This window comes from Allobosea sp. TWI1241, from assembly GCF_039673065.1.
GTDB lineage: Bacteria > Pseudomonadota > Alphaproteobacteria > Rhizobiales > Beijerinckiaceae > Allobosea.
Window position 1 is genome coordinate 103993 of sequence record NZ_JBDJKW010000010.1, and the last position, 16358, is coordinate 120350.

Here is a 16358-nt window from a genome sequence, read left to right on the forward strand (position 1 = left end):
CCATGGCCCTCTTCCGTTTCGCGACAGAGCCCTCGGCGAGGCCGCTGATCCGAACGGAGACCCTGACGCTGCGACCGCCGCAGGCCGACGACTACGCGGCCTGGGCGGCGCTGCGGATCGAGAGCCGCGAATTCCTGACCCCCTGGGAGCCGACCTGGGCCGAGGAAGACCTGACCCGCAACTCCTTCCGGCAGCGGGTGAAGCGTGCCGCCCGTGAGATCGCGGCGGACGAGGCCTATTCGCTGTTCCTGTTCGAGACCCGCACGGCCGCGCTGGTCGGCGGGCTGACCATGGGGCTGGTGCGCCGCGGCGTCGCCCAGACCTGCACACTCGGTTACTGGATGGGCCAGCGCCATGCCGGCAAGGGCCACATGACCGAGGCGGTGCGCGGCGCGGTCCGCTTCGCCTTCACCGAGCTGGCTCTCCACAGGGTCGAGGCCGCCTGCCTGCCGCATAACGAGCCCTCGCGCCGCCTGCTCGAGCGCGTCGGCTTCCGGCTGGAAGGGCGCGCCCGGGGCTATCTGCGCATCAACGGGGCGTGGGCGGAGCATCTTCTCTACGGAATCCTGGCCTCCGACCCGCTTCCCGAGCGGCGCGATGCCGGCTGAGCGCAGGGCGCCGGCCGCCTTGCCCTCGCCACGCCCGGCCGATACCACTGGCCTCGACACTCGTCACAAGACCCCGCCTCACAAGACCGAGCCCCCCTTGTCGCCCTCGCTCCGCTTCCTCCGGCTTGGCATGGCCATCTGCGGCCTCCTGCTCCTGGCCCTGCCCGCGCTGCTGCGGCCGGCCCAGGCGGTGGAAGCCCAGCGCGTGCCGATCGAGGCGCCTGTGCTCGACCTCACCGACGTGGTCGAGCGCAACAAGTCGGACGGCGACGTCATCCAGATCTCGACCGCGCCGGGCCCGGACGGCATCGTACGCCGCATCGCGGTGCGCGCCCGCGAATCCGGTGCGCGGCCGGACTGGATCGTCTTCGCGCTCACCAACGATTCCGACGAGCAGATCGACCGCCTGCTGGTCGCGCCCTTCCACAGGCTGATCGGCTCCGGCGTGATCTGGCCCGATCTCGGCGACCGGCGCATCGAGGCGGTCACCGCGAGCCAGGGCCTGCGGCCGGAACGCGAGGACTCGCCCGATGCCGACGTGTTCCAGATCACGCTCGATCCCGGCACGACCGTCACCTTCGTCGCCGAGCTGAAATCGCCCAACCTGCCGCAGCTCTATCTCTACGAGACGGAGGCCTATCGCCAGAAGACCAACGGGCTGACGCTCTACAAGGGCATCATCATCGGCATCGCCGGCCTGCTGGCGCTGTTCCTGACCATCATCTTCGTGGTCAAGGGCGCGGTGATCTTCCCGGCCGCGGCAGCGCTGGCCTGGGCGGTGCTGGCCTATGCCGGCCTCGACTTCGGCTTCTTCCAGCGCATCTTCCCGCTGACGCCGGCGATCGAACGCATCTACCGCGCCGGTGCCGAGGTGGTGCTGGCGGCGACGCTGCTGGTCTTCCTCTTCGCCTATCTCAACCTGTCGCGCTGGCATGTGCGCTACAGCCACATCACGCTGATCTGGATCCTCGGCCTTGCCGGGCTGGTCGGGCTCGCGGTGGTCGACGCGCCGATGGCGGCCGGCGTCGCGCGCATCTCGATCGCGGCAGTGGCGGCGATCGGCCTCGTGCTGGTGCTGCACCTCGCCACGCATGGCTACGAGCGGGCGGTGATGCTGATCCCGACCTGGTTCCTGCTGCTGGTCTGGGTCACGGCGGCCGGCTTCACCGTCACCGGCCAGCTGGTGCGCGACCTCGCGCCGCCGGCGCTGATCGGCGGACTGGTGCTGATCGTGCTGCTGATCGGCTTCACCGTGGTGCAGCACGCCTTCGCGGGCGGCGCGCTGGCGCAGGGGCTGGTCTCGGATTCGGAGCGCCGGGCGCTGGCGCTGGCCGGCGCCGGCGACCTCGTCTTCGACTGGGACGTCAGTGCCGACAAGATCTTCGTCTCGCCGCAGGCCGAGAGCCTGCTCGGCCTGCCGCGCGGCGCGCTGGAAGGCTCGGCCGCCCGCTGGCTGGAATACATGCACGTCGCCGATCGCGACCGCTATCGCATCACCCTCGACGCAGTGATCGAACAGCGCCGCGGCAGGCTGCAGCTCGATTTCCGCCTGCGCGCGGCGAGCGGCGCCTATCACTGGTTCAGCCTGAAGGCGCGCCCGGTCGTCGGCAGCGACGGCGAGGTGATGCGCGTCATCGGCACGCTGGTCGACATCACCGAGCAGCGCACGGCGCAGGAGCGCATGCTGCACGACGCCGTGCACGACAACCTGACCGGCCTGCCCAATCGCGAGTTGTTCCAGGACCGGCTCGCCGCCGTGTTCGGCTTCAGCCGGGCAGACGAGAACATCCGCCCGACCGTGCTGGTCATCGACATCGACCGCTTCAAGCAGGTCAACGAGTCGGTCGGCTTCTCGGCCGGCGATTCGATCCTGCTGACGCTGGCGCGCCGCCTCGGCCGGCTGCTGCGGGCACAGGACACGCTGGCGCGCATCGGCGGCGACACCTTCGCGATGATCCTGGTCTCGGAGCGCGAGCCGGAGCGCATCCTGGCGCTGGCCGAGCTGGTGCGCCGCGCCGTCTCGACGCCGATCACCTTCGCCGAGCGCGAGATCGTACTGACGCCCTCGATCGGCCTGGCGCTGTTCGACGACACGCCGACCGCCCGGCAGGACGACGCGCTGAAGAACGCCGAACTGGCCATGACGCACGCCAAGAACCAGGGCGGCAATCTGGTCGAGGTCTTCGTCCCGGCGATGCGCAAGGACCGTAACGACCGCCTCGCGCTGGAGAGCGACCTGCGCCGCGCGATCGAGCGCGGCGAGATCCAGGTGGTCTACCAGCCGATCGTCCGGCTGGAGGACCGTACCATCGCCGGCTTCGAGGCGCTGATGCGCTGGGACCATCCGCGCGAGGGAAGGCTGCTGCCGCAGGACTTCCTCTCCATCGCGGAGGAGACCGGGCTGATCGTCGATCTCGGCGTCTATGTGATGGACCGCACGGCGCATGAGCTCGCGGCCTGGCAGGCGGCGCTCGAGGTCGAGCCGCCGATCTTCGCCAGCGTCAACGTCTCCAGCCGCCAGCTGCTGCGCCACGACCTGCTGCGCGACGTAAAGAGCGTTCTCGCCCGCCGCCGGGTGCTGCCCGGCACGCTCAAGCTCGAGATCACCGAGAGCCTGGTGATGGAGAACCCGGAATATGCGGCGCAGATGCTGTCGCGCATCCGCGATCTCGGCGCCGGCCTGTCGCTCGACGATTTCGGCACGGGGTATTCCTCGCTGTCCTATCTGCAGCGCTTCCCCTTCGACACGATCAAGATCGACCAGAGCTTCGTGCGCCAGATGGCCAATGGCCGCCCGCCGGTGATCCTGCGCTCGATCGTCCAGCTCGCCGCCGATCTGCGCATGGATGTGGTCGCCGAGGGCGCCGAAACGGAATCGGACGCGATCGAGCTCTACCAGCTCGGCTGCCAGTACGCGCAGGGCTACACCTTCGGCCAGCCGATGACCGCGGCCGAGGCGCGGCGCCTCGTCGGCGCCACTGGCTCGTCCTACGAGATGGCGTGAGCGCAGCCGCAGCGCTCGCGCCTTCGCCCGTTCCGGCTCTTCACCGATTGTGGGACTGAAGCGAAGGCCGGGCGGGACTGCCGCCGGGCCGCCTCAGGCGTGGCCGGCCTCGCCTGAGAGAAACGCTTGGTCGATGCCGAGCTTGGCCAAGGCGCGGGCGTATTTGGTGTCGAGCCCGTGGTCGAACAGCAGCGCGTGGTCGGCCTCGCAATGCAGCCAGCCATTCGACTGGATTTCGCTTTCGAGCTGGCCGGCGCCCCAGCCGGCATAGCCAAGCGCCAGCACCGCACTCTCCGGCCCGTTGCCGGCCGCGATGGCGCGCAGGATGTCGAGCGTCGCGGTGAGGCAGATGCCGTCATCGACCGGCAGCGTCGCCGATTCGACGAAGAAATCGGCCGAGTGCAGCACGAAGCCGCGCTTGGTCTCGACCGGCCCGCCGCGCAGGACCTGCACCTTCTCAGCCTGGCTCGGCAGCCTGATCGCCTCGTCAGCCGGGATCACCTCGAGCTGGACGAGGAGTTCCGGAAAGCGGGTCTCGATCGCCGGCTTGTTGACGATGATGCCCATCGCCCCGTCCTCGGAATGGGCGCAGAGATACACGACCGAGCGGGCGAAGCGCGGATCGCTCATGCCCGGCATGGCGATCAGGCACTGCCCGTCGAGATAGCTGCGACCGTCGATGCGCGGGTTCGATCCAAAGTCCATGCCGACATGCTAGCCGATCCCGATCGAAAGGGGAATCCGGTCTCCCCGAAGGAATCCGGGGCGATAACAACGCGATAGCCGATCGCCCGGCCCCGCCTGGCCCGGCGCGCGGTTCCGCCGCATCCGCCGCCGCGGCGGCCTGATCGCGCCGCAATCCTCCGGCAGGATCACGTTTCCTCGTGCCCGGCCCAGCCGGGGCGCTTCCCGCTCGCAAGCCCGGTCGTTATCGCCTACATATCCTGCCGTGAAAGCACTCATCGTCCCGGCCTTCTGCCTTCTCGCCCTCGGCTGCCAAGCGCAGGCCGAGGAGGCCGCCATGTCGCCCTGGTCGAGCGGTTCGCATTCGCAATTGCGCCTCATCGCGGGACCGACCACCCCGACCGGCAAGCAGCGCGTCGGCGTCGAGATCAAGATGACGCCGGGCTACAAGACCTATTGGCGCAGCCCCGGCGATTCCGGGGTGCCCCCGGTGTTCGACTGGAGCGGATCGGACAATGTCGGCGGTCTCGACGTGCGCTGGCCGGCGCCGCAGCGCTTCGAGGCCGGCAACGGCTATGGTGTCGGCTATATCGACGAGGTGGTGGTGCCGATCTCGGTGCAGCCGGTCGATCCCGACAAGCCGGTCACAGTGGTGCTGAAGCTCGCCTACGCGGTCTGCGAGAAGATCTGCATTCCCGCCACCGGCGAGGCCAGGCTCTGGCTCAAGCCCGGCGTCACCGCCGTGACGTCGCCCCGGCTGGAGGAATACGAGGCGCGGGTGCCGGTCCCGGTGCGCCAGGGCCAGCCCGGCGACCAGATCGCCATTCTCGACATGCGCAAGAACGAGCGCATGCTGGAACTCGGCCTGCGGGCGCCGGCCGAGGGCGCGATCGAGGACGTCTTCGTCGAGGGCCCGGGCGCCTGGGCCTTCGGGCGGCCCGTGCTGACCCCGCAGGCAGACGGCAGCACGCTGGCCAGGATCAGGATCACCGAGCGCCCCCGCGGCGCCGGCGGGCCGACGCCGTTCATCGTCACCGTCAGCGGCAAGCCGCAGGCCGTGGAAGCGCGCCTCGAACTCGACATCGGCACCGCGAGGCCGTAACCCTCCCCCGGGGCGGCGCGTGCCGCGAGAGTGAACAGGCGAGGGACATGATGGCGATCAAGGTCGGTGACAAGCTTCCGCAGGCGACGTTCCGCGTGATGACGGCCGAAGGGCCGGCGGCGAAGACCACGGACGAGCTGTTCAAGGGGCGCAAGATCGTCCTGTTCGCGGTGCCGGGCGCCTTCACGCCGACCTGCCATCGCAACCACCTGCCGGGCTATGTCGCCAAGGCGGACGAGATCAAGGCCAAGGGCATCTCCGAGATCTTCGTCACGGGCGTCAACGACGTCTTCGTGATGGACGCCTGGGCCAAGGCGACCGGCGGCGCCGGCGTCATCACCTTCCTGGCCGACGGCAATGGCGACTTCGCCAAGGAGATCGGCCTGTCGATGGACGGCACCGGCTTCGGCCTCGGCACGCGCTCGCAGCGCTATTCGATGGTCGTCGAGGACGGCGTGGTGACCGCGCTCAATGTCGAGGAGGCCGCCGGCAAGGCCGAGGCCTCCGGCGCCGAGGCGCTGATCTCCCAGCTCTGAGCCGACAGAAGCACGTCTATCGCGAGCCCGCGCCGCACGGCGCGGGCTTCGTCATGTCAGCAGCCGGCGCGATCGGATCGATCTGCGCTTGTGATGGGACAAGTGCCGGCGCCGGCGCTAGCGTTCCGGCCAGGAGGAGCGACAGCCCATGCAGCAGATCACCATCCGCCCGCTCGACGCCGGCGACCGCGCCGCCTGGGAGCCGCTCTGGCAGGGCTATCTGACATTCTACAAGGCGTCGCTGTCGCCCGAGACCACCGATACGACCTTCGCCCGCCTGACCGGCGGCGAGGAGCCGATGGGCGGCTTCATCGCCCAGCGCGGCGAGGAGACGCTCGGCATCGTCAACTATGTGCTCCACCGCACCACCTGGAGCCCGAAGGAGATCTGCTACCTGCAGGATCTCTATACCGTCGAGGCGGCCCGCGGCACCGGCGTCGGGCGCCGGCTGATCGAGGCGGTGCGGGCGATGGCGGAGGCGAAGGGCTGCTTCCGCGTCTACTGGCAGACGCATGAGAGCAACCTGCAGGCGCAGGCGCTCTACGACAAGGTCGCGCAGAAATCCGGCTTCATCGTCTATCGCCAGCCGCTGCCCTGAGGCGGCGGGCCGGACAGCTTGAAGCGCTCATTGCGGCGAGCGCTTATTTCGGCACGTGACGATAGGCCGGCTCGTCCGAATCCGCCTCCGGCTCGCAGCGCCCCTCGCGGAACCAGACGCTGTCGTAGCAGCGGCGCAGCGCATAATGGTCCAGCCGCTCGAGCCGGCTTTCGGCGATGCCGCGCCACCAGAGCAGTTCGAGCGCCGGCCAGTCCCCGCGCGGCAGCGTGCAGGCTCGGACCGGACCGCTGCCCTCGCAGGCGAGCTTCGGCGCGTCGCGATCCTGGCGGATCACCCCCGCCAGCACCCTTGCGCTGCGGCTATCGGCCGGCGGCACGGCATCCCTGCCCTCGGTCCTGCCCCAACGCGCCGCGCTGTCTCCGGCGATCTCCGTCAGGGACGGCACCCTGATCACGCGCCCGCCATCGGAATCGGCATCGACGAAGCCGCTCGTCATCCGCGGACCGCGGCCCTCCATATCGGTGCCGATCACCGAGAGAACCTGGGTGCGGTGGGGCACGCCGGGCGCTTGTCCGTCAGCCGGCCGGAAGCGGTAGGCGTACTTGCCGCCGACCGGAAAGCGCAGCTGGACCTCGGCATAGCGCTGGTCGAGCCGGATCGTGCGCGCCACCCCGCCGGCAGCGACCTCGGCCCAGAGCGGCGCAGGCGTCGGGATGGCGTAGACGGTGACGACGCCGCCATGGCGCAGCAGGTCGCCGTCGAGCTCGATCGTCAGGTCGGCGGCTCCGGGCGCAACCTCCTGCGCGGAGGCAGTACCGGCTAGCACGCCGGCGCAGACCATGAGCGTGGCGACCGATACGCTGCGGCCCGGTCTGGCGGCGATATGGCTCGGCGTCATCGGCGTGACCTCGTCTGCCTGTCGGGCCGCCGGGCTAGCGGACAGATGCGGCACGCGCGAGGCCGGAGGGCGATCGTCCGCGTCAGCGCCCGCCCTTGAATGGCGCCATGCCGGCGCGCGCCAGCTCGTCGGCGCGCTCGTTCATGGTGTCGCCGGCATGGCCCTTGACCCATTTCCAGTCGATCTTGTGGCGCCCCAGCGCGGCATCGAGGCGCTTCCACAGCTCCTCATTCTTCACCGGCTTGCGGTCTGCCGTCTTCCAGCCATTGCGCTTCCAGCCATGGATCCAGCTGGTGATGCCCTGGCGCAGATACTGGCTGTCGGTGTGCAGCACCACGGTGCAGGGCCGCGTCAGCGTCTCCAGCGCCGCGATCGCCGCCATCAGCTCCATGCGATTGTTGGTGGTCGGCTCCTCGCCGCCGGAGAGCTCGCGCTCCTTGCCCTTATAGGTCAGGATCGCGCCCCAGCCGCCGGGGCCCGGATTGCCCGAGCAGGCGCCGTCGGTCCAGATCTCCACAGGATCGCTCATACCGAAAGCCCGGCAGCTTGCGGGGCGCGAATGGGGCAAGCCCCAAGCGCGCGGATCCAGATCTCGACCGGATCGCTCGAAACCGCTTCGCTCACCGCCGCAGCCCGTATTCGCGCGCGTCGCTGACGCGCTGGTGGAAGGCGAGCTTGCGGTCGTATTCGAGCGGATCGTGCGGCTTGACCAGCGCACCGGGCGGCACATTGAGCCAGTCGACCAGCCGGGTCAGCAGAAAGCGCAGTGCCGAGCCGCGGCAAAGCTCAGGCAGCGCCGCGACCTCGGCCGGCTCCAGCCGCCTGACGCTCTCATAGCCGGCGAGCATCGCCTGACCCTTGGTCAGGTTGAAGGAGAAATCCGACTCGAAGCACCAGGAGTTCAGGCAGATCGCCAGATCGTAGGCATAGGCGTCATTGCAGGCGAAATAGAAGTCGATCAGCCCCGACAGCTTCTCCTTGATGAAGAAGACGTTGTTCGGGAAGAGATCGGCATGGATGACGCCGCCCGGGAGGCCCTGCGGCCAGCCGCGCTCATGGCGTTCGATCTCGGCCATCACGCGGGCCGCGAGCCCCGGCGAGACATTGTCGGCCTGGGCGCCGGCCTGCTCGGCCAGCGGGCGCCAGCCGGGAACCGAGAGCGCGTTGACGCGCCGCATCGCGAAATCGGCACCGGCCTGGTGCAGCAGCGCCAGCCCGCGCCCGACCTCGGCGCAATGCGCCGCGCCAGGGCGCCGGACCGAGAGTCCATCAAGAAAGGTCACCAGCGCCGCCGGGCGGCCGGCCAGCCGGCCGAGCTGCGCCCCGTCGCGGTCGCGCAGCGGCACGGGGCAGATCAGGCCGCGCCCGGCCAGATGCTCCATCAGCCCGAGGAAGAAGGGCAGCTCCGCCGGATCGACCCGCTTCTCGTAGAGCGTCAAGATGTAGGAGCCCTGCGTGGTGCGCAGCAGGTAGTTGGAATTCTCCACGCCCTCGGCGATGCCCTTGGCGGAGAGCAGGTCGCCTATGCCGTAGCGCGCCACGAAGGCGGCCATCTGGTCGTCGGGAACTTCGGTGTAGACGGCCACGGATCGCTCACTCGGCCGCGGAACGGGCCGGCTCCGCGCGCAGCTCGCGCGGCAGGGGGAAGAAGACGCTCTCGTCGGCGGTCGAGACGGTCTCGACCGTGACCTCGTAGCGCTCGGCGAAGGCGTCGATGATCTCCTCGACCAGCACCTCGGGCGCACTGGCGCCGGCGGTGATGCCGAGGCGGCGGATGCCACCGAACAGCGACCAGTCGATCTCGTCGGTGCGCAGGACGAGCCGCGAGATCGGGCAGCCGGCCCGCTCGGCGACCTCGCGCAGGCGCTGCGAATTCGAGGAGTTGGGCGAGCCGACCACGATCAGCCCGTCCACCAGCGGAGCGACGCGCTTCACCGCCTCCTGGCGATTGGTCGTGGCGTAGCAGATGTCTTCCTTGTGCGGCGCGATCAGCGCCGGGAAGCGCGCCTGAAGCGCCAGCACGATCTCGCGGGTGTCGTCGACCGAGAGCGTGGTCTGGGTGACATAGGCGAGGTCCTGCCCCTCAGGCGGGGCGAGGCTGGCGACGTCGTCGAGCGTCTCGATCAGGGTGATCGCGCCTTCGGGCAGCTGGCCCATGGTGCCGATCACCTCGGGATGGCCGGCATGGCCGACCAGCAGGATATGGCGGCCGCGCTTGTAATGGACCTCGGCCTCGCGATGCACCTTTGTGACCAGCGGGCAGGTGGCGTCGATGGCGAAGAAGTCGCGGGCGCGCGCCTCGGCCGGAACGGACTTCGCCACGCCATGCGCCGAGAAGATCACCGGGCGGCTGGCGTCGGGCACCTCCGACAGCTCGGCGACGAAGACCGCGCCCTTCCGCTTCAGCGATTCGACCACGTATTTGTTGTGCACGATCTCATGCCGCACGAAGACCGGAGCGCCGTGCAGCGCCAGCGCCTTCTCGACGGCGTCGATCGCCCGGACCACGCCGGCGCAGAAGCCGCGCGGAGCGCAGAGCAGGATCTCGAGCGGCGGTTTCGGGGCGGTCACCTGCACGGGCCTTCCATGGATCAGCCGTCTTCTTTCGGCGTGCCGCAAGCGATGTCAAGGAAGGGCGCACCGCAGCGCTCGCATGACAGGCGAAGAGGGCCTACATAAGGCCGTCGGCCGCCTGCGACGCATGAGCCGCCCGCCCCCGCCATGCGAGTGACCGCCATGCCCGCCCTCTTTCGTCCCGCACCGTCGAGCCAAACCGGAGCCTGGTGCGCGTGACCCGTCCCGTCTCGTCCGGAGAGGCCGTCTTCGTCAGCGGCTCGACGCTACGCCATGTCGCCGTGATGACCGCGACGGCCTCGGTCGGCCTCGTCGCGGTCTTCGTGGTCGACCTGCTCTCGCTGCTCTACGTCTCGCGGCTGGGGCGGCCCGAGGCGACGGCCGGCGTCGGCTACGCCACGATCGTGCTCTACATCATGGTCTCCTTCAATGTCGGGCTGATGATCGCCGTCACGGCGCTGACGGCGCGGGCGCTCGGCGCGCGCGACCGCGAGGGCGCACGCCGGATCGCCGCTTCGTCTCTGGCCGTGATGACCACGGGCGGGCTCCTGCTCGGCCTGCTGATGCTGCCGCTGCTGCCCTGGCTGCTGCCGCTGCTCGGCGCACGCGGCGAAGCGCTGGCGATCGCGACCTCCTTCCTGTGGATCACCCTGCCGGCCAACATGGTGATGGCGCTCGGCATGGGCCTGTCCGGCATCCTGCGCGCCGCGGGCGATGCCCGGCGCGCAATGTACGTCACGCTCGCGGGCGCGGTGGTCACGGCCGGGCTCGACCCGCTGCTGATCTTCGGCGCCGGGCTCGGGCCGGACGGCGCCGCCTGGGCGACAGCGCTCTCGCGCATCGTCTTCGTGGTGATCGGCTGGCACGGCGTGGTGCGCGTCCACCGGCTGCTGACCCGGCCGACGCTCGCCGCGCTGCGGCAGGACCTGTGCCCCACGGCCGCGATCGCCGCACCGGCGATCATGACCAATCTCGCCAACCCGCTGGCGAACGCCTGCTTCTTCGCGATCATCGCCCGCTTCGGCGACCAGGTCGTGGCGGGGAGTGCCATCGTCGACAGGCTGGTGCCGGTCGCCTTCGGCGTGCTCTTCGCGCTCTCGGGCGCCATCGGGCCGATCATCGCGCAGAACTGGGGCGCCGGCCGCTATGACCGCATGCGCCGCGCCTTGACCGACGCGGTCTGCTTCGTCGCGATCTATGTGGTGGTGGCCTCGCTGCTGCTCTTCCTGCTGCGCCACCAGGTGCCGGCGCTGTTCGGCGCAACGGGCCGCACGGCCGAGCTCGTGACCTTCTTCTGCCTGATCGCCGGGCCGATGTGGCTGTTCATCGGCGCATTGTTCGTCGCCACCGCCGCCTTCAACAATCTCGGCATGCCGCTGCATGCCACGGCGCTGAGCTGGGGCCGCGCCACGCTGGGCACCGTGCCGCTCGCCTGGCTCGGCGCGCATCTCGGCGGCCCGGAGGGCGCGATGCTCGGCACCGTCGTCGGCGCGGTCGTCGCCGGCAGCCTGGCGCTCGCTTTGGCCTACCGGGCGATCGACCGGCTGGCGCGGCGCGCCTCGCTTGCCTGAACCGGCGCGACTGCTATCGTCGGCGCGATCGGAGCCGCCGCACGGAGCATGAGCGCATGAACCTGTTCGAAATGATGCAGGCGGCCCAGAACGGGCAGGCCGTCGAGAACCTCGCCCGCCAGTACGGCATCAGCCAGCAGCAGACCCAGGCGGCGCTCGATGCGCTGCTGCCGGCCTTCTCCATGGGCCTGCAGCGGCAGACGCAGGACCCTTACGGCTTCGGCAACCTGGCGCGGATGATGACCGCGACGCCCTTCGGACAGATGTACGATTCCAACGGCGACGGCATTCCCGACACCGCCGTGCCGCTCGGCAACGACGTGCTGAGCCAGATCTTCGGCTCCAAAGAGGTCAGCAACGCGGTCACCGCGCAGGCGGCCGCGACCAGCGGCGTCGGCCAGGCGATCCTCAAGCAGATGCTGCCGGTGATCGCCAGCATGGTGATGGGTGGGCTGTTCAAATCGGCGAGCAATCAGGGCCTCGGCGGCATTCTCGGCCAGCTCGGCCAGATGATGGGCGGCGGCCAGCCGCAGGGCGGCGCGCGCCCGGCCGGCCAGCCCGGCACCGGCACCGGCAACCCGCTGGAGGCGATCCTCGGCGGGCTGTTCGGCGGACAGGCGGGCGCAGGCCGCCTGCCGACCGGCGCAGGCGCAGGCGCCCCGGCGGGCAACCCGCTCGACATGGGCAGCGTCTTCGGCCAGATTCTCGGCGGCATGTTCGGCCAGCAGCCGGGCCAGCAGGGCGGCGCCGCCGCTCCCGCCCCGCGCCAGCAGGCCGCGCCCGCCTCCCGCCCCGCGCCGGAGCCGGAGATGCCGGCGCCGTCCGGCGAGACCGGGCCGGGATCGATCGGCCTCGACGCGCTCAACCAGATGTTCGAGCACGGGCGCAAGGTGCAGGATTCGCATCAGGACGCGCTGCGCTCGATCTTCGACGCCATGCTGGGCGGCGGGCAGCGCCGGAGCTGACTGGCGGCGCGCCACGAAAAAGGGCGGTGACCGAAGTCACCGCCCGCAGGAACGTGCAGACTGCCAAGGGGTCAGGCGCTGCACGCAACCGGGATCGCGGGGACCTGCACGACCGGGCGGGCAGGCTCCTTCGCGGTATTCTGAGGCGCGGTGTTCTGGGATGCGGCATTCACGGAAGCCCGTCGAAGCCCGGCCTCGCGCCGCGCCGCGGCGCTGCGCTGCTGCTGGTTCGAGCGGGCAGCGAGGACGCTGGACGGATCGCGCAGCCAGGAGCTGGCGAGCGCGCCCTCGACATCGGAGCGGACGAGCCCGATATCCTTCAGGCCGCGATCGTCGAGCTCGGAGAGGCTCATGACTTCGCGGCGATGGGCGATGGCGACGGCCAGTGCCTTCACGGCGCGCCCGGCTCCGCGCAGCCCGCGATTCGCGTGGGCGGCCAGGAACGACAGGGACTTCGCGGTATAGGTCACGGCGAGCATGACGGCCTCCAGGGGACCGGGTGGCATCCGGCGCGGGGACGACGGCACGGGCCGCCGGATGTGGCCCTGAGGTATCGCGGCACTGTTCATAAGCCAAACGAATGCTTATGATGTTCGACGTCACCATTCTTGATGAATAACGAGAGCGACCGGTCATGGCCCATGTGCTCGACGCCGACCAGCTGAAGACCTTCGTCGCCATCGCCGATACCGGCTCGTTCACCCGCGCCGCCGAGGTGGTGTTCAAGACCCAGTCCGCCGTCTCGATGCAGATGAAGCGGCTGGAGGAGCGCATCGGCCGGCCGCTGTTCGGCCGCGACGGCCGCCATGCCAGGCTCACGGAGGATGGCGAGCGGCTACTCGACTATGCGCGCCGCATCGTCCGACTGAACCTCGAATGCGTCGCGACCTTCACCGACGCCGACCTCAAGGGGCGCATCAGGCTGGGCGTGCCGGACGATTACGCCGATCGCTACCTGCCGGAGATCCTGGCGCGCTTCTCCCGCTCCAATCCGCGTTCGGAGGTCACGGTCGTCTGCGAGCCGACGCCGATGCTGGCCCAGCGCATCGCCAGCGGCGACATCGACCTCGCGATCATCACCCATGTCGAGGGTGGCGGCCAGGGCGAGATCATCCGCATCGAGCCGCTGCTCTGGGTGACCTCGGCGCGCCATTGCGTGCATGAGGAGGACCCGCTGCCGCTGGCTTTGGGCCGCCCGACCTGCAACTGGCGCCAGGCGGCTGTCGAGGGGCTGGAGGCGCGGGGACGGCGCTTCCGCGTGCTCTATGCCAGCTGGAATTCGACGGCGGTCGGCGCCGCGGTGGTGGCGGGGCTCGCCGTCTCTGTGCTGCCCGAGAGCGCGATCCGCTCCGGCATGCGCATTCTTGGACCGGCCGAGGGCTTCGGCGCCCTGCCCTCCTGCAAGATCGGCCTGCTGCGGACGCGGCACGATCCCTCGGTGCTCTCCAACGCGCTGGCCGAGCACATCATCCAGAGCCTCGACAACCTGCAGAGCTTCAAGGCGGCGGCCGAATAGCCGCCGACGCCGTCAGTACTGCGCGTTGCGCAGGCGCAGCGCCGCCGTGGTGGCGACGAAGGTGCGGGTCGTCAGGCCGAAGCGCTCGGCAAAGCCGAGGATGATCGGCTCGTGGCGATAGCTCGCACGCACGACGACGCCATGGTCCTTGTCGGCCAGGGCTGCGAGCGCGGCGGCGTTCGCTTCGGGCGGCATATAGGTCATCGTGCCGACGCCGACGCGGATCGCCGCGCCATCGCGCACCACCGAGGCCGAGCCGACCTCGACGCCGGTCCAGCCCGGCAGGACATTGGCGATCTTGGCGTTGATCTCAAGACCCGCCAGCGCGACCTTGGTGTCGTCGTCGGCCGTGGCCAGCACCATGGCGGCCGCGGCGGTGAAGCGGTTGATATCCCGCTGGATGATCAGCGCCTGCGTCATGTCGACGGCGGCCGCCAGCATGGTGAAGACCAGCACCGCCATGAGCGAGAACTCGATGGCGGCGACGCCGCGCTCGTCGCGCAGCAGGCTGCCGGCCCTGCGCCGGCGCCAAGCGGCGAACCGGCTCATGACTGCCTCGCATAAAGGGCGGCGCCGGAGACGCTCAGGTCCGGCAGGCCGGGGACGAAGGTGACGACTGGCACGCGGGCGCGCATCAGCATCGGCGTGCCGACCGCCGCTGCGGTGAAGGTGCCGCCGACGGGCTGTCGCGCCGCCCCGTATGCGGCGAGCGGCTGCGCCTCGAGCCGGATGGAGCCGACGCAATTGGGCGCGAGCACGAGGCGGCTGCAGATCTGCGTCGCGACGGCGCCGCGATTGCCCGCATAGGTCTGCGCGCTGTTGCCGGAGGCCGCGTCGGAGAGCGCGTCGTGCAGCAGCATCTGCGAGAGGAAGACCATGGCGAACTGCAGGATCGCCAGCAGAATCGTGATGAAAGCCAGCCCGACCAGAGCGAACTCGACCGCCGCCACGCCGCGCGTGTCGCCGGCGAAGCCGCGCAGGCGGCGCATCAGGCGCCCCGTCGCGCGAGCCGTCATCACAGGCCGATCCCCATGCATCGCACCCTCGCCGCTCACGGGCAGGTCTTGGTGCAGAAGCGGATATAGTCGATCAGGCCGCCATAGGTGTCCTCACGGCCCGCCGCCTGGAACTGCATGCGGTACTTGTCGCCCTTCTTCAGGTTCTTGAACTGGATCCTGCGCTCGGTCCACACATCGGTGTGCACGCAGGAATCGACCATGGTGGTCGAGGAAGCCGAGAAGCCGCTCGTCTTGGCGAAGTAGACGTCGATGCGGTTGGTCTGGCCTTCCCACTTGGCCCCTTCCATGGCGTTGCGCACGGCGGTGGAGGAATCCTTGTAGGCGCAGAAGACCTTGCCGGCGTAGTCGGGATTGCGGACGCGCGAGATATACCAGTAGCGCAATTCGTAGTCGCCGGTCTCGGGCAGCGTCACGTCGCGCCACATCGCCGAGTTCGTCTTGCAGTTCGAGGTGTAGCAATGGGAGTCGAGCTCGGCGAAGAAGTTGCCGAAGCGGATCTCGTTGCCGGAGAGCTGCGGGATGCCGTTGATCTCGATGCCGCCCTTGCCCGACTGCGTCGACCAGCCGTTCCAGTTGTTCAGCACGGTCCAGCTGTTCGAGGCGACGTTGTGGTTGGTCTCGAAGGATTCGACGATCAGCACCGTGCCCGGCGTTCCCGAGCCCGGCGAGGTCGGGAAAGGCGGCTTGGCGCAGTTGCGCGAGGCGGAGAGCGAGACGGTGTTGAAGCCGATCACCCCGCCGAACATGTTCGTGCTGGTGCCGGTGCCGCGGATGGTGATCACGTCGGAGGCGATGGTGGTCGTCACGCCGACGCCGGTGAGGTTGGCGGCCGCGACCTTGTCCTGCCCCAGCTTGGTGACGACAGATTCGTAATTGGCCTTGGGGTCGGCCCCGCTCTGGTTCTGGCGATAGCGGATTTCGTGCGTCGCCTGCTGGCAGGCGAGCTCGAGGGCGGTGGCGATCTTCTGGCGCTGCGCCGCGGCACGGCTCATGTCGATGCCGCCACCGACCGCGAGGAGGACGACCGGCGCCGCCAGTCCGAGCATGACCGCCGTCGTGCCGCGAGCATCCTTCTGGAAAGATCGCAACAGGGACATCGTCGAAAGCCTTTCGGGCAGGAACGTGAAACGGGTGCGGCCGGATGGCCGGGACGAGGCGGACGGTAGCGAGCGCCGCCTTGCTGAAACCTTGCGCCGATCGGCGAAAACCATGGTCAAGGGCGCAGAACGGCGCTCGGGGGCCCGCTTGGCGTGCCCCATGGTAAAGATTGGTTGAAGCGGATCGGAGGTGGCGGAGCAGAGCCGCGGACCGGGCGCCGGAGC

The 16358-nt window shown here is 69.8% G+C and carries 18 protein-coding genes; 9 read left to right on the forward strand and 9 right to left on the reverse strand.

The features are described from left to right. Positions 1-2 precede the first annotated feature (2 nt). Together ABE438_RS14220 and ABE438_RS14225 are read left to right on the forward strand one after the other, a co-directional pair. The gene (locus ABE438_RS14220) at positions 3-608 is read left to right on the forward strand and encodes a GNAT family N-acetyltransferase (protein ID WP_346503291.1); all 606 of its coding nucleotides are present in this window, start codon (positions 3-5) and stop codon (positions 606-608) included. A gap of 130 nt (positions 609-738) precedes the next feature. Then, positions 739-3612: an EAL domain-containing protein gene (locus tag ABE438_RS14225; protein WP_346503337.1), complete on the forward strand. Its 2874-nt coding sequence runs from the start codon at positions 739-741 to the stop codon at positions 3610-3612. A gap of 93 nt (positions 3613-3705) precedes the next feature. Here the strand turns inward: ABE438_RS14225 and ABE438_RS14230 are convergent, their stop codons facing one another. Continuing rightward, positions 3706-4317, reverse strand: coding sequence for a YqgE/AlgH family protein (locus ABE438_RS14230; protein WP_346503292.1), 612 nt, complete (start codon positions 4315-4317; stop codon positions 3706-3708). Positions 4318-4561: 244 nt separating this feature from the next. Between ABE438_RS14230 and ABE438_RS14235 the strand changes: the two genes are divergently transcribed. The 3 genes from ABE438_RS14235 to ABE438_RS14245 all read left to right on the forward strand — a co-directional run bounded on the left by ABE438_RS14235 (position 4562) and on the right by ABE438_RS14245 (position 6532). Continuing rightward, positions 4562-5398 (forward strand): protein-disulfide reductase DsbD domain-containing protein, encoded by an 837-nt coding sequence (locus tag ABE438_RS14235; protein WP_346503293.1) that lies wholly within the window; start codon positions 4562-4564, stop codon positions 5396-5398. A 50-nt stretch (positions 5399-5448) separates the two neighbouring features. Beyond that, positions 5449-5934 carry a peroxiredoxin gene (locus ABE438_RS14240; protein ID WP_346503338.1) on the forward strand — a complete coding sequence of 162 codons (486 nt, stop codon included), beginning with the start codon at positions 5449-5451 and terminating at the stop codon, positions 5932-5934. A gap of 148 nt (positions 5935-6082) precedes the next feature. Then, complete coding sequence (locus ABE438_RS14245) at positions 6083-6532, forward strand: GNAT family N-acetyltransferase (RefSeq protein ID WP_346503294.1); 450 nt, start codon at positions 6083-6085, stop codon at positions 6530-6532. Between the two features lie 43 nt (positions 6533-6575). On the opposite strand, the gene ABE438_RS14250 is transcribed toward ABE438_RS14245, so the two are convergent. The 4 genes from ABE438_RS14250 to ispH form a co-directional block, all read right to left on the reverse strand. After that, positions 6576-7391 (reverse strand): hypothetical protein, encoded by an 816-nt coding sequence (locus tag ABE438_RS14250; RefSeq protein ID WP_346503295.1) that lies wholly within the window; start codon positions 7389-7391, stop codon positions 6576-6578. 82 nt (positions 7392-7473) lie between these two features. Then, on the reverse strand, positions 7474-7920 hold the full coding sequence (rnhA, locus tag ABE438_RS14255; RefSeq protein ID WP_346503296.1) for a ribonuclease HI: 447 nt from the start codon (positions 7918-7920) through the stop codon (positions 7474-7476). Between the two features lie 91 nt (positions 7921-8011). Next, positions 8012-8977: a homoserine kinase gene (locus tag ABE438_RS14260; RefSeq protein ID WP_346503297.1), complete on the reverse strand. Its 966-nt coding sequence runs from the start codon at positions 8975-8977 to the stop codon at positions 8012-8014. A gap of 7 nt (positions 8978-8984) precedes the next feature. Beyond that, complete coding sequence (ispH, locus tag ABE438_RS14265; RefSeq protein WP_346503298.1) at positions 8985-9962, reverse strand: 4-hydroxy-3-methylbut-2-enyl diphosphate reductase; 978 nt, start codon at positions 9960-9962, stop codon at positions 8985-8987. Positions 9963-10180: 218 nt separating this feature from the next. On the opposite strand from ispH, the gene ABE438_RS14270 reads away from it, so the two are divergent. Both ABE438_RS14270 and ABE438_RS14275 read left to right on the forward strand, forming a co-directional pair. Beyond that, complete coding sequence (locus ABE438_RS14270; protein ID WP_346503299.1) at positions 10181-11536, forward strand: MATE family efflux transporter; 1356 nt, start codon at positions 10181-10183, stop codon at positions 11534-11536. A gap of 56 nt (positions 11537-11592) precedes the next feature. Further along, the gene (locus tag ABE438_RS14275; RefSeq protein ID WP_346503300.1) at positions 11593-12501 is read left to right on the forward strand and encodes a DUF937 domain-containing protein; all 909 of its coding nucleotides are present in this window, start codon (positions 11593-11595) and stop codon (positions 12499-12501) included. A 71-nt stretch (positions 12502-12572) separates the two neighbouring features. Here the strand turns inward: ABE438_RS14275 and ABE438_RS14280 are convergent, their stop codons facing one another. Next, positions 12573-12980, reverse strand: a complete 408-nt coding sequence (locus tag ABE438_RS14280; RefSeq protein WP_346503301.1) for a DUF1127 domain-containing protein — start codon at positions 12978-12980, stop codon at positions 12573-12575. A gap of 155 nt (positions 12981-13135) precedes the next feature. Here ABE438_RS14280 and ABE438_RS14285 point away from each other — a divergent pair, with 155 nt between their 5' ends. Then, positions 13136-14017: a LysR substrate-binding domain-containing protein gene (locus tag ABE438_RS14285; protein ID WP_346503302.1), complete on the forward strand. Its 882-nt coding sequence runs from the start codon at positions 13136-13138 to the stop codon at positions 14015-14017. 12 nt (positions 14018-14029) lie between these two features. Here the strand turns inward: ABE438_RS14285 and ABE438_RS14290 are convergent, their stop codons facing one another. Genes ABE438_RS14290 through ABE438_RS14300 form a run of 3 tightly spaced genes read right to left on the reverse strand, consistent with a single transcriptional unit; the run spans position 14030 to position 16082 of the window. Next, positions 14030-14566 (reverse strand): TadE/TadG family type IV pilus assembly protein, encoded by a 537-nt coding sequence (locus tag ABE438_RS14290; protein WP_346503303.1) that lies wholly within the window; start codon positions 14564-14566, stop codon positions 14030-14032. Continuing rightward, the gene (locus ABE438_RS14295; protein WP_346503304.1) at positions 14563-15033 is read right to left on the reverse strand and encodes a TadE/TadG family type IV pilus assembly protein; all 471 of its coding nucleotides are present in this window, start codon (positions 15031-15033) and stop codon (positions 14563-14565) included. The genes ABE438_RS14290 and ABE438_RS14295 overlap by 4 nt, the downstream gene beginning before the upstream one ends. Before the next feature lie 35 nt (positions 15034-15068). After that, positions 15069-16082 (reverse strand): TadE/TadG family type IV pilus assembly protein, encoded by a 1014-nt coding sequence (locus ABE438_RS14300; protein WP_346503305.1) that lies wholly within the window; start codon positions 16080-16082, stop codon positions 15069-15071. Between ABE438_RS14300 and ABE438_RS14305 the strand changes: the two genes are divergently transcribed. Continuing rightward, positions 16081-16311, forward strand: a complete 231-nt coding sequence (locus ABE438_RS14305; protein ID WP_346503306.1) for a hypothetical protein — start codon at positions 16081-16083, stop codon at positions 16309-16311. The genes ABE438_RS14300 and ABE438_RS14305 overlap by 2 nt on opposite strands. Positions 16312-16358 lie beyond the last annotated feature (47 nt).